This is a genomic window from Archaeoglobus neptunius, from assembly GCF_016757965.1.
GTDB lineage: Archaea > Halobacteriota > Archaeoglobi > Archaeoglobales > Archaeoglobaceae > Archaeoglobus > Archaeoglobus neptunius.
Genome location: NZ_JAEKIW010000008.1, coordinates 45,270 through 57,725, shown reverse-complemented (window position 1 = coordinate 57,725; position 12,456 = coordinate 45,270). Strand labels below are relative to the sequence as shown.

At 46.2% G+C, this 12,456-nt stretch carries 15 protein-coding genes; 5 read left to right on the top strand and 10 right to left on the bottom strand.

Features of this window, described 5'->3' with window-relative positions:
• Both ccmA and JFQ59_RS07380 read left to right on the top strand, forming a co-directional pair.
• On the top strand, window positions 1-867 hold the full coding sequence (ccmA, locus tag JFQ59_RS07385; RefSeq protein ID WP_202319780.1) for a heme ABC exporter ATP-binding protein CcmA: 867 nt from the start codon (window positions 1-3) through the stop codon (window positions 865-867).
• Between the two features lie 138 nt (window positions 868-1,005).
• Complete coding sequence (locus tag JFQ59_RS07380; RefSeq protein WP_202319779.1) at window positions 1,006-1,827, top strand: hypothetical protein; 822 nt, start codon at window positions 1,006-1,008, stop codon at window positions 1,825-1,827.
• A gap of 1 nt (window position 1,828) precedes the next feature.
• On the opposite strand, the gene radA is transcribed toward JFQ59_RS07380, so the two are convergent.
• Window positions 1,829-2,830: a DNA repair and recombination protein RadA gene (gene radA, locus JFQ59_RS07375; protein ID WP_202319778.1), complete on the bottom strand. Its 1,002-nt coding sequence runs from the start codon at window positions 2,828-2,830 to the stop codon at window positions 1,829-1,831.
• Window positions 2,831-2,882: 52 nt separating this feature from the next.
• On the opposite strand from radA, the gene JFQ59_RS07370 reads away from it, so the two are divergent.
• Window positions 2,883-3,389 (top strand): HD domain-containing protein, encoded by a 507-nt coding sequence (locus JFQ59_RS07370; RefSeq protein ID WP_202319777.1) that lies wholly within the window; start codon window positions 2,883-2,885, stop codon window positions 3,387-3,389.
• Between the two features lie 18 nt (window positions 3,390-3,407).
• Here the strand turns inward: JFQ59_RS07370 and sfsA are convergent, their stop codons facing one another.
• Genes sfsA through JFQ59_RS07345 form a run of 5 tightly spaced genes read right to left on the bottom strand, consistent with a single transcriptional unit; the run spans window position 3,408 to window position 6,921 of the window.
• On the bottom strand, window positions 3,408-4,088 hold the full coding sequence (gene sfsA / locus JFQ59_RS07365; RefSeq protein ID WP_202319776.1) for a DNA/RNA nuclease SfsA: 681 nt from the start codon (window positions 4,086-4,088) through the stop codon (window positions 3,408-3,410).
• A complete protein-coding gene (locus JFQ59_RS07360) occupies window positions 4,085-4,573 on the bottom strand; it encodes a GNAT family N-acetyltransferase (protein WP_202319775.1) in 489 nt (162 codons plus the stop codon). Before JFQ59_RS07360 ends, sfsA begins: the two co-directional genes overlap by 4 nt.
• Window positions 4,574-4,596: 23 nt before the next feature.
• The gene (gene afpA, locus JFQ59_RS07355; RefSeq protein ID WP_230972367.1) at window positions 4,597-5,166 is read right to left on the bottom strand and encodes an archaeoflavoprotein AfpA; all 570 of its coding nucleotides are present in this window, start codon (window positions 5,164-5,166) and stop codon (window positions 4,597-4,599) included.
• A gap of 1 nt (window position 5,167) precedes the next feature.
• Complete coding sequence (locus JFQ59_RS07350) at window positions 5,168-5,755, bottom strand: flavodoxin family protein (protein WP_202319773.1); 588 nt, start codon at window positions 5,753-5,755, stop codon at window positions 5,168-5,170.
• Window positions 5,752-6,921: an FprA family A-type flavoprotein gene (locus JFQ59_RS07345; RefSeq protein ID WP_202319772.1), complete on the bottom strand. Its 1,170-nt coding sequence runs from the start codon at window positions 6,919-6,921 to the stop codon at window positions 5,752-5,754. Before JFQ59_RS07345 ends, JFQ59_RS07350 begins: the two co-directional genes overlap by 4 nt.
• A 103-nt stretch (window positions 6,922-7,024) precedes the next feature.
• On the opposite strand from JFQ59_RS07345, the gene JFQ59_RS07340 reads away from it, so the two are divergent.
• Window positions 7,025-7,210, top strand: a complete 186-nt coding sequence (locus JFQ59_RS07340) for a hypothetical protein (RefSeq protein WP_202319771.1) — start codon at window positions 7,025-7,027, stop codon at window positions 7,208-7,210.
• Window positions 7,211-7,217: 7 nt separating this feature from the next.
• Here JFQ59_RS07340 and JFQ59_RS07335 read toward each other — a convergent pair whose 3' ends face one another.
• The 3 genes from JFQ59_RS07335 to JFQ59_RS07325 are packed head-to-tail and all read right to left on the bottom strand — an operon-like array spanning window position 7,218 to window position 10,966.
• The gene (locus JFQ59_RS07335; protein WP_230972366.1) at window positions 7,218-8,114 is read right to left on the bottom strand and encodes a glycyl-radical enzyme activating protein; all 897 of its coding nucleotides are present in this window, start codon (window positions 8,112-8,114) and stop codon (window positions 7,218-7,220) included.
• Window positions 8,114-10,438 (bottom strand): formate C-acetyltransferase/glycerol dehydratase family glycyl radical enzyme, encoded by a 2,325-nt coding sequence (locus tag JFQ59_RS07330; protein WP_202319769.1) that lies wholly within the window; start codon window positions 10,436-10,438, stop codon window positions 8,114-8,116. Before JFQ59_RS07330 ends, JFQ59_RS07335 begins: the two co-directional genes overlap by 1 nt.
• A gap of 42 nt (window positions 10,439-10,480) precedes the next feature.
• A complete protein-coding gene (locus JFQ59_RS07325; protein ID WP_202319768.1) occupies window positions 10,481-10,966 on the bottom strand; it encodes a pyruvoyl-dependent arginine decarboxylase in 486 nt (161 codons plus the stop codon).
• A gap of 77 nt (window positions 10,967-11,043) precedes the next feature.
• On the opposite strand from JFQ59_RS07325, the gene JFQ59_RS07320 reads away from it, so the two are divergent.
• On the top strand, window positions 11,044-11,889 hold the full coding sequence (locus JFQ59_RS07320) for a CBS domain-containing protein (protein ID WP_202319767.1): 846 nt from the start codon (window positions 11,044-11,046) through the stop codon (window positions 11,887-11,889).
• Here the strand turns inward: JFQ59_RS07320 and tmk are convergent.
• Entirely contained in the window at window positions 11,861-12,454 is a 594-nt protein-coding gene (gene tmk, locus JFQ59_RS07315) for a dTMP kinase (RefSeq protein WP_202319766.1), read from the bottom strand. The genes JFQ59_RS07320 and tmk overlap by 29 nt on opposite strands.
• Between the last annotated feature and the right edge of the window lie 2 nt (window positions 12,455-12,456).

Here is a 12,456-nt window from a genome sequence, read left to right as displayed (position 1 = left end):
TTGATTGATGTAAAAAACGTTAGCGCCGGATACGGAGATGGAGAGGTTATCCACAATGTGAATTTCAGGATTGGTAGGGGAGAAATCTACATTCTCCTGGGACCAAATGGAAGTGGAAAAACCACGATTTTCAGAGTTGTTGCCGGAATCCTGCCGCCGACGAAGGGCAGGGTCATGATTGACGGTGTTGATATCTGGGAGGATGAGAGAGTCAAATCCAGACTGGGTTACCTGCCGGAAGGTGAAAGAGTTTACCCGGACCTTACAGTTCTCAAAAACATGGAGTTCTTTGCAAAAATATATGGAATAGGGGAGGACAGGATCCGGGAAATTTTAGAGAATTTTGGATTGAGTGAGTACAGAAACAAAATGGCAGGAACACTCAGTAGAGGTTTGAGAAAGAGGCTGGCAATTGCCAGAACCCTCCTTCACGATCCGGAAGTTGTGATTCTCGATGAACCTTTCAGCAATCTTGACATCGAGTCAGTTATGGCTCTCAGAGACAGAATTTTTGAGATGCTGGAGGAGAAAAAGTCCATTCTCCTTTCAACCCACATTCTCGATGAAATTCACAACTTCGAGGAGGGCAGGGTGGCCATAGTGAAAGGGGGAAGGATGCTGGTAGAAAAGGATCTGCAGTCACTTGTGGGTTCGACAGAGATGCTGCTGAAGGTCAGCAATCCGGATAAGGCGGGAGAAATTCTGAAAGACCACGGTTTCAGTGTTTCTGTCACCAAATCCGCACTGATTGTCGGAACTGAGAAAAATGAGAACATTTCAGATGCCATAAAAGTTCTGATTGAAAACGGCATAGCTGTTCTTGAAGCACGGTATAAAAGCAACCCGCTTGAAAAATTTTTCAAGTGAGAAATAACGAATTTAAAGTTTCAGCGTGGATTAAAAAGAGTTGTAAAGCCATGTAAAGATTTTGAAAGAAAATTGAAAACAGAACAGCGAAAGTTTCGTTATATTTTTTGAGATTCAACCCTATACCGGTGATGCGACATGGTTGGCGGAAGGTTTGGAAGGCTGGCGGCAATCTTTGCCCTGCTGGCGATCTTAATGCCAGCAGCTATGGCAGTTGGGAATGGGAGTATGTATGCAGAAAAAATGAAAGAGACCACCGGAGTGCTGAAGAAGGTGAGAGAGTGGCACAGATTTGGTCTGGTGCTGAACAACGATACACTTGATGAGGCAAAGAATCTCGGGGTTGCAATGGTGGACTTTGGAGTTGCATCCCTTGAGAGTATAAAGGAGAAACTCGAGGACAGTAATCTGAGCATGAAGGATCAGATAATTGGCGAAATCAACGAGCATATAACAGACCTGATCAACGCAAAGGAACAGATTGAAAGTGCGCAGACGGTTGAGGAGTACAGGGAGGCAATGAAAAATGCACGGAGTATCTGGATCGATGCGAAAGTTTCACTTCAGAAGAGCATGATAATAGCGGTGCTTGACAGGCTTGAAACGTTCGTGGAGGGAGGAGACAGAATAGAAGACTTTGTTAAGGAGAAGATTGCAAAGTTCCAGGAAGAGGGCAAGGACACAACAATGCTGGAGAACTGGCTGGATAAGTACTCAGAAGACAGAGAAAAAGCGCTTGAGAGAATCAACGAAGCAAAAGAAAAGGTGATGGGAATTGAGACCCCACAACAGGGTTTTGAAGCCATGAAGGACGTCAGAAATGCTGTAAAGAGCGCTGTTCAGCACACTAAGGAGTGTGTTAAGGACCTGAGAGAGATAATCAGGCTTGTTAACCAGTACGGCGATGAGAACGATTCGCAAGAACTGATGGAGGTTGTTGGTGGAGTTGTTGAAGAATAAATTATTTTTTCCTTCTTTTCTTTTTGTCCTCTTCTGCGTCCTCTATTCCCCTTTCGGTAACCTTGAAAATTGCTTCTCCTTCTGGCAGGTGTGGTGAGTCAATCAACCTTGCAATCCTGAGGTCATCCTTGCTCTTTTTGAGATAAACTCTGAATGTGGCCGTATGTGCAACAATATGCCCTCCAACAGGCTTTGTCGGGTCTCCGAACATAACATCCGGTCTTGCCATAACCTGGTTTGTTACAACTATGGCAGCATTGTAGAGCTCTCCGAACTTCATGAGATCGTGCAGATGTCTGTTGAGTTTCTGCTGTCTGTCGGCCAGAGTTCCCCTTCCGACGTACTCCGCTCTGAAGTGAGACATGAGGGAGTCTACTATTATCAACCTCACCGGCTTGCCTTCTTTTTTGAGTTTCTCAGCCAGCTCTTTGGCGTTATCAACGAGCAGCATCTGGTGATTGGAGTTGTACGCCTGAGCGACATAGATGTTCTTCAAAACCTCGTTGCCATCAAGCCCCTTCGCCTCGGCCATCTGAATAATCCTTTCAGGCCTGAAGGTGTTTTCGGTATCAATTATCACTACTGAACCGTTAAGCCCTCCTTGATCTTCAGAAAGCTGGACATTCACCGCCAACTGGTGGCAAATCTGTGTTTTACCACTTCCAAACTCACCGAAGAACTCCGTTATGGCCTGAGTCTCCACACCACCTCCCAGAAGGGCGTCAAGATCCTTACTCCCCGTTGTTATCTTCCTCACCGCCTTTCTCCTTTCCAGAACCTTGTCTCCACTTTCGAATCCACCGATGTTCGCCAGCTTCCTCGCTGCCTGGATTATCTTGACCGCATTGCCTTCAGTAATTCCACCCACACTTGCAAGTTCTGAAGGAGATGCAACGGCAACCGCCTCGACGGTTGAGAAACCGGCATCTCTCAGCTTCTTCGCCGTTTCAGGCCCAACTCCGGGAATATCTTCAAGTTCGATAATCTTTGCCTCATCACTCATCACCCTATCTCAAGCACAATCAATTAAATTTTTTTGGTCAGGAAATTCCCTGATGTCTTCCCATGATGAAGGACATGTGGAGAGAGTTATGAAACTGGCAGAATTCATAGCGAGGAGGGAGGGGGCCGATCTCGAGGTCGTACTGACTGCAGCGAGATTGCATGATATTGCACGGGATGCAGAGAACCATGCCGTTGAATCTGCAAAGAAGGCACGGGAGATTCTGAAGGGAAGAGATTACAAGTTCGTGAGTTCGGTTGTTCATGCAATTGAGGCACACTCCTTTTCATCCGGCATAGAGCCAAGAACACTTGAGGCGAAGGTTCTGAGCGACGCCGACAAGCTTGATGCAATGGGGGCAATAGGCGTTGCAAGAGCATTCCTGTACAGCGGGGAGAGAGGAAGAAGTATACATGACACGCTAAAGCACTTTGAGGAAAAGCTTCTGAGGCTTAAGGATCAACTTTATACGGATACTGCAAGAGAAATTGCCGAAGACCGGCACAGATTTCTGGAGCTTTTTTATGCCAGAATAAAAAGGGAACTTGACGAATTCTGAACCTTCACATAACAAAGATTAAATCTCAACCGGAAGATCAGGGTTTCTGAGGAAAACGAATCCATCCCCGTACTCGAGATGAAGGGCTTTCATCATCACTCCCGCTTTTTTTGCCTCTACGAGAAGAGAGTAAAGCATCTCATCCGCTTCCATATTGGGCTTGAAAGCCTTGACTGAAGGAACTGCAGCGATGAACACTATCACAGCCTTTTTTCCTTCCCCCACAAGATCAATCAATGTCTGAACATGCCTCCTCCCTCTCTCTGTCGGGCAGTCCGGATACATTGCGTAGTCTCCAGACTTGAGAGCGGCACTTTTCAGTTCTGCAAAGACTTCTTCTTTTCCTACGAGAAGGTAGTCTATTCTCGATTCATCAACCCTCACGTTTCTCACGAACGTTCTCACATCCAACCAATCAATCGTTCTGATAGCCCTTTCAAAAGCTTTCATCTGAATCTGGGTATCAATCAAGGCGTATCCGGATTCGCACTTTACAGCAAAGAGCCTGTAGTCTGTCTTTTTGGTTTCCGTTTTAAAACAAAAACCCCTGTTGCCTCTGAAAAGGAGTTCCTTAAGTCTTCCCGTATTGTTTATGTGCGCTCTGGCTACTCTGCCATCAATCTCGATTTCGACGACGAACCTGTTCAATCTGCCAAGAATTATGCATTCAATCGCTTCTGGAACTGCAATCACCTTCATATTTCCTTTTCAAAATAAACGTACAGTGGATCTCTGCTAACCGCCAAAAAGCCAAGATGTCTGTATGTCTCGATCGCTCTTCTGTTGGTTCTTTCCGTTATTGCCTTGAGCTTCCTGACGCCCTTCTCCCTCATGACTCTTGAAGCAAATCTTATGAGCTCGCCACCAATACCCCTGTCCACAAAATCCGGATGGATGAAAATCGCAAACTCTGCTTCACTGTTCTCAGGAACCGCCGCAATATGTCCGATAACCCTGTCACCGAGTTTTGCAATGAAGCCATAACCATTTTTGTGGAGAGCATCAATCCAGCTTTCAATCCCGTTTCTGGTGTTTGGAGGAAGTCCACAGCACCTACTTTCCGGATCGTATTCCTCGTACATTCTTATCAGGTTCTCCCTTTCCTCAGGAACGAAAACCGTAACCAGTATTATTTCCCCTTTTTTATCCACGTAAAACTCTGAGATCAGGCCTTCTGCTGACACTGAAAAATTTATGCTCAAAAATTTTAAGCTTTTCCAAAATGCCTTTCGAAAACGCCAAATATGTCTTCCGGTTTTTCGAGAATGTGCACTCCATCCATTTCGGCCAGTTTTTTCACGTGCTCCACATCTTCTTTTCTGACCCTTATCTTCAGATCCCTTCCATCAGGCAACCTTGTAACCACCACCCCCTCTCTGTAATCGGAGGGCATGACGTAGACAGGAATGAAAGCCTTTAGAGCCATTATCGCTGCATTCGAAAGCAGTGAATCTGCGATGCCCATTGAAATCTTAGCTACTGTGTTGGATGTTGCGGGAGCTATCAGAAGAAACTCGTATCTGCCCACCTGAACCTGTCCTGCCAGAAATGGTGTGTTTGCGTCAATCTCAACTCTTACAGCACCAAAATTCTCCTTTAGATCGCCAACAAGTTTATAATGCTTAATAACCTGATCTCCGGCCTTGGATAAATACACAGCTATCTCAACTTCCGGATACTGTTTCCTGATCTTCTTCATGACCTCGACTGTCTCCTGCAATCTGTCCCCACTTCCGGTAATTCCCCACGCAACCCTTTTCTTTTTCCTCCCCTCCATATCACACACCTTCCATCATCTTTAATACTGATGCAAATCTCTTAACCGTTTTTCTCAGACTTCTGAAACCCTCCTCATCCCCCTTCACCCCCTCGAGCGTGTCCCTGCTCCAGAACGTGGCCCCAAGATTCGCTCCAAAAGATCCACCGCTAACCGGAATAATTCCGTTCAGAATGTAGAAAGTTATGATCTGCTGTAGAGCTGCCTCCTGCCCACCTATTCTGTCCCCACCAACCGCAATACCCATTCCCACTTTCCCTCTGAAAAAATCGTAATCGGCAGCCACAAGAGCCCTGCATCTATCCATTACCGCTTTTATCTGCGCACTGACACCGCCATTATAAACTGGAGTTGCCATAACGATTCCACTTGCTTCCCCAAACACAGCGTAAAGATTCTGCATATCATCCCTGATTCTGCACTCCTTGTGCTTCAGGCAGTAGTCACAGTGCTGACAGGGCTTTATTTCCTTTCCCCTCACAGTGAAAAACTCGGTCTCGAAACCCATCTCCTCAAGCATTTTGAGTGCCTTTAACAGAACGTACTCAGTTGCTTTTTTTCTTGGACTGCCCGATATACCGAGTATCATTTCGCCAGCTCCGCCCCCATCTCGAAAGCCTTTTCAAGCTCTTCCTTCGTTGGTCTGAACTTCACCATGAAGGGTTCCAGCATCTCAAATTTCAGCTCTTCCAGTATTCTATGAACTTCTTTTACCCCATTTCCGTTCCATCCGTATGATCCAAAGGCGAGACCCTTCTTGTTCTGCGGTTTCAGGCCTTTCAGGTACGTCAAAAACCCTGCAACTGTGGGGAAAAGTCCGTTGTGGATCGTTGGTGATCCAACAGCTACCGCTCTAGCATCGAGAATCTCGGTAACTATACTGGTCCAGTGATCTTTTCTGACATGGAATACTCTAACCTCTGCCCCTTCGCTCTCAACACCGTCTGCAATGGCTCTCGCAATTGCCTCTGTTGAGTGCCACATCGAATCATAGACGATAACAACCTTATTTTCCGACTCGAAGTTTGACCACCTTGAGTAAGCCTCGATTATCTTTGCTGGATTCCTCCACACAACCCCATGGCTGGGAGCTATCATGTCAATTTCCAGATTGAGATTCTGAATTTCCGCAAGTTTTTTCTTGATCAGCCCGGACAGGGGCATCAGAATGTTAGCGTAATAGATTTTGGCCCACTTCAGAGCTTCATCAACCCCAATATCCTCATCAAATCTCCCTCCACTGGCTATATGCTGACCGAATGCATCATTTGACAGCAAAAGCCTGTCCTCCTTCACATACGTTGCCATGCTATCGGGCCAGTGTAGCATCGTCATATCCACGAACATCAGGGTCCTTCTACCGATTTTAAGTTCATCTCCACCCTTCACAACCTGAAAGTTCCAGCCGTCACAGTCATAATACCTGCATAATCCATCCTTCGCCCTCTGCGTACAGATGATTGTCGCATCTTTCGCTATCTTCACCGTGTCGGGCAAACCGCTTGAGTGATCCGGTTCGATGTGGTTGACAACAATGTATTCGATTTCCGATGGTTCTACAACCTTTCTGATCCTCTCCATTGACTGTCTAACGAATTTGTGCTTTACGGTATCAACTAGCGTCACCTTTTCGTCCATGATGAGATATGAATTGTACGTCAGCCCACGTTCAGTCACAAAATTGTGAAAATCCCTCTCGTCCCAGTCAATTGCACCAACCCAATATACACCATCTTTCAGCTCGACGGGTTTCATGTTAATATCTCTGATTCATAGAACTTTAAAATTTCCTTTCGATTTTCGAATTTCTGATTAGCAAAACAGAAAAATTTTTATTAAATTGAACGAACCCGCTGACATGTATCTGGAAGTCTGGGTGGATCATTCAAAAAGGGAAGCGGTGGAAAAAACATTAAGGGAAATTTGTGATGAAGTGCATGAAATTTTTTACGATTACGACTACATCGTAAGATATGCGGGAAAAGAGGAGGATTTACTCCGGCTCGATGGAGTTATAAGGGTAAAAAGGCACTACAACTGCTAGCTCTTATTCAGAAATATCCTCCAATGGATGTCTGCATTCCTCTTTTCTCCAGAAACCGGGCAAATTCTTCGGACATCTCTCTCGCCCTTCTGGTAATGTCGGGAAAATCCCAGTCCCTTCCCAACCATCTGTACTTGTCCACGGCGAGGGAATGGAAGGGCAGGACATCCACCCTCTCACAGCCTGTATTTTCAAGAACCTTAAAATACCCCTCAAAATCTCCGTTCTCGAAGTTGTACCCCGGAACAACGGGTATCCTCACAATCACCTCCTTTCCAGCATCGATGAGTTTTTTCAGGTTGGAAATGATTGGCTCGTTTCCCGCTCCGCAAAATTTTCTGTGCCTGTCATCCCTGTAATCCTTCAGATCATAAAGGAAGAAATCAACAAACGGAAGAGTTCTCTCTATGGTGCTCCACTTTGCATATCCAGAGGTGTCAACGGCGGTGTTTATCCCCATATTTTTACAGGCCTTGAGCAGAGCAAGCAGAAAGTCCGGTTGAAAGTAGGGCTCGCCACCGGAAAAAGTCACTCCTCCGCCTGAATTTTTGTAAAACACAGCATCTTTCTCGATCAGATTCATGACATCCTCCACACCAACATCCAATCCGTAAAGCTCAAACGCCCCAGCACTGCAAATTTCAACACATCTTCCGCATCCATCGCACCGTCCTCTGTCTATCTCAACGCCATCAGCATGCCCGATTGCCTCACATATCCCTCCACACCTGAAACACAGGTTGCATTTTTCGATTTTGTACCCAACCTCGATATCGAATTTCTGAGATTCCGGGTTGTGACACCAGATGCACCTCAGAGGACAGCCTTTGAGAAAGACTGTCGTCCTGATGCCATATCCATCGTGTATTGAAAATCTCTGTATTCTGAAAATTCTGCCCTTCATCAAACCCTGCATGAAATTCTCCGGATTATCTCGTCCTGCACAGGCTTTGACAGCTCAACAAAGTACGCACTCCATCCTGCCACCCTCACAAGCAACCATCTGAACTCCTCCGGATTTTTCTGGGCCTTCCTGAGGACATCCTCATTCAGTATGTTGAACTGAATGTGCATTCCACCCAGATCTATGAAACTCTTTATAAGGGCCTTAACAACAGCCGACCCCTTCGCACCCAGAACATCACTGCTCAGATTTAGGGTGAGGGATGCGCCATTCGGCAGTTTTGCATAGTTTATCTTTGATGCCGACTTTATGATCGCTGTAACCCCCTCCCGGTCTCTTCCAGTAGATGGGCCAACACCCGGGTTGAGCGGTTCGCCACCTTTCCTGCCCGATGGAAGGGCTGAGGTGAAGAAGCCAAAGCCGGTGTTTGTCGTCATGGGATAGCAGCCTGCAGCAAAATGACCGTTTCTGAAGTTTCTGTGCCTGTTCACTTCATTGCAGTAATATTCAAGAACCATTCTTGCATACCTGTCCGCCCTGTCGTCATCGTTGCCGTACTTCGGACTTTCGCTCAGAAGTTTATGAAGCTCCTCACACTCAGCGAAGTTCTTTCTGCACGCCTCAATGATGTCGTCCATTGAGTAACCGAGCTTCAAAGCCTCTTCAATAGCCGCAAAAGAGTCCCCTACATCGGCAACACCAACAGCCTGTATTCCGGTGAAGTTGTACTTCGCACCACCCCTTGTCACGTCCAATCCAGCCTCAAAACAATCTTCGATGCACAGAGACAGGAGTGGTGTTGGTTTGACCTCGGCATTTGCATAGCCAAGAATGTTGCACCCCTTTACAACAAGCCCGATGATGTGGGAGAGCTGGATCCTGAAGTTTTCAATCAGGTCTTCAAGTGTTTCTGGCTTCTCAGTTTTTAATCCAAATTCGTAACCGAATTGCATGTCCTTTCCACCGTTCATGGCGTATTCCAGGGCTTTTGCGATGTTGACCAGCGCAGCATCACTTGAGGTGAAGCTGTTACCGAAAGGTGCAATCTCCACACAGCCAACAGTGGTGTAATTCCACGCATCCTCATCGCTCACTCCAGCCAGTCTCAGAGCCTCCACCGCCACATCATCGTGGAACAGAGCCAGTGCATTGCAGCCTGAAGCTATAGATTCAGCCAGCCTGTTCAGAAAATCATCGGGTGTTCTCCTGCTGACTCTAACATGAACATTTGGCTGTCTCAACCTCAGTCTGTCCGTAACCTCGAGCATGAGGTACGTCAGATCGTTGGTCGCATCCCTTCCGTAGATATCACACCCGCCTATTGTTAGAGCCTGATTCGTAGTTTGACCGCTGAAGAACTGCTCCAGCAGAGAGTCGAACGGGGGGACTATCTCGTTTGTCTTTATCCAGAGATTTGCCAGAATCTCAAATGCTCTTTGCCTATCTATTTTACCTTCCCTGAGGTCTTTCTGAAAGAACGGGAACAGGTACTGGTCTATTCTCCCCATTGAGATTGCCTGCTCATAGTTCTCCTGATGAAGTGCAGATTGAACGATCCAGAGAAACTGAACAGCCTCCCAGAAGCTCTCCGGTTTTTCAGCGGGAACCTTTCTGCATATCTCTGCAATTCTTAGGAGTTCTTCTCTTCTGTCATCTTTCTCTTCTTCAGCCAGCTTCTCCGCAAGTTCGGCATACCTCAGCCCGTAGTTGATTACAGCCTCCGAAACTATTCCTGCAGCCTGGTAGAACGCATATTTCTCACCCTCATAAACACCTTTCTCCTCCAGCTCCTTTAATCTTTTCTTACTCTCCTCAAGAAACAGTCTGAAACCCCTTCTCATCAGATAGGGGTAGTTTACTGCCACATGAGATATTCCCGCCATTTCTGTCAGCACGAAAACAGAACCCGTGTACAGCACGTTCATCACATCAGGCATCAGTGGATATGCAAAGGCCTCGATCGTCTTTCCATACCAGTAAGGAGCTATTTCTTCTCTGAGAATCCTCGCTTCTTCCTCATCCACCAGCAATCTGTTCGTATCTCTGGTGGGGAGAGAATCGAGTTCATTTATTATCCTCAACCCCACACCTTCGGGAAAAAGAATCGCCCCGGGAGGATCGGGAAGCATGGTTCCGACAATCAGCTCACCATCGAGAATCTGTATGGGTATGTTCTCGAGAATGTTTTTCAAGGCTTTTGCCTGCCTGATAATCGCAGGTTCTCCCTCTGTACGCTTTATTGAGTCTGTATAGAGTTTTGCCCTGTGAATGCTTAATCTTGCAGGTTTGTTCACGTTTCTGACAAGTCTTTCAATCCTGTCCATGTCAAATATCAATAATCAATATACTTAAAATGATTGTGAAATTTAAATAACGAAAACCGCAGCCGCAACTGCGGTTGTGCACTTTTCAACTCTGCCTTTTGCCGTAATTCCGTAGGTTTTAGCGGCTTTATTACCCTGTGTTTTCAGCATTTCCTCTGCAAGCACCTTTGCATATCCTTCAGCGCCATCATACCACTCTCCGCTGTGCTCGGCAATGTACCCGTTGGCATTGCGATCATCCGGAACTGCCGCTCCGATGCTCGCAAATATCTCCTTCCCCTCATCGCAGCTTGTAATTCTTGCCATAACGCAAAATACAATTTCTCCCGGGAACAGCTTTTTCAATCCCTCCTCCTTATCAACAATCTCGCACCCAGGGGGTAGAATACTGCTTACGGGGACCAGGTTGAACCTCTCGATGCCCGCATCCCTTAATGCGAGCTCAAAGCTTATCAATCTGTCCTCATGTCTGCCAACTCCAGAGACGAAGAAGACCTTCTTGGGTATCAGCGGTGTTCTCCTTTCCATGCCCGCTCTTCGGTCAGCAAAATTTAACATTTTTGGAGGGGGAAAAGTATATATCCAAAATGAATTATCGGGATGCAATGAAGGCAGCAGAAATTATGAATTCCAACGTCATCTGTGCAACAGTTCCCAGTACCCGTGATAATGTACTGGAACTTTTCAAAAAGTATGAAATTTCGGCCGTTCCGGTACTCAAAAACTCAGAACTTGTTGGAATCGTCACCAGAAAGGACATTTTGAGAAAAATTGAGGAAAACCAGCTTGCTCTGCTTATGACGCCAAATCCCGTCACAGTAAACGCAAATGCGGATGTAAAAGATGTGGTAAAAATTCTAACATCGACACCTTTCAGAAGACTGCCAGTGGTGGAAAACAACAGACTTGTGGGCATAATAACCGTGAGAGATATAGTGAAAAAGTTAGCGGAAATGAACTTTGAGAAGTCTGTCAAAGAATATGTTACTCCCTACATAGTCTGCGTGTGGGAAGAGACGCCGCTGAATGTTGCTGGAGAAATAATGAGGCTTTCAAACTCCGAGATGTGCGGAGTTCTGAATGATAACGACGAGCTCGTTGGTGTCATTGACGAAAAGATAATGCTGACGGAAACGCTGATTGAAGACTTCATAGAGCAGACCTCCTACTCTTCCTCAAGTGACACGGACGATAGCTGGAGCTGGGATGCCGTGAGGGACTACACCGTGAAGTATTTTGAGGTGAGCGTGGTTAAACTGCCGAAAGACCCAGTCAAAAAATACATGAAGCAACCCGAATTCGTGTATCCCCAGACAAACGTATCAAAATGTGCAAAGAAGATGGTAAAGAGTGATCTGGACTACATGCCCGTACTCGACTCTGAAAACAGGCTCATAGGAACTGTGAAGGACAAAGATCTGATCAAGGTTCTGCTTGAAGCCGATCTTTAATCAGAGAACAGATAATCCTCTCAACCTCCCTCTTCACTTCGTCAAGCGGTTTTGAGGCATCAATAACGACCGTTGTGGAATCGGCGTATTTTAAAAAGTTCTCTCTCACTTTTTTGAGATACTCCAGATCCTCGAACGGTGTGAGCTTTCCCCTTTTCTTCACCCTTTTCAATGCCTGTTCAGCATCCACATCAAGTATGATCGTCAGATCGGGCTTTGGAGCTATTTTTTCGTTCTCTCTTTTGATATACTCCCAGTCAATTCCGCGGGCTGACTGATAGGCTATGTTCGAGTAATAGTACCTGTCCATGATCACGATCTTGCCCGAGTGGAGGGCTGGAAGTATGTTTTCCCTTACATCCTCCTTCCTGTCAAGGATGAAAAGTTCAAGCTCCTCCTCGGGAGACAGTCTTTTTTCTGAGTTTTTTATTTTAATTCCGTACCTGCTGTTACCCGGCTCCTTCAGCACGACAACATCAAAACCTTTTTCTCGCAGAAGTTCTGCGATAAAATGGCTAACTGTCGTTTTCCCTGCACCGTCTATACCCTCAATGGCGATGAGCATTG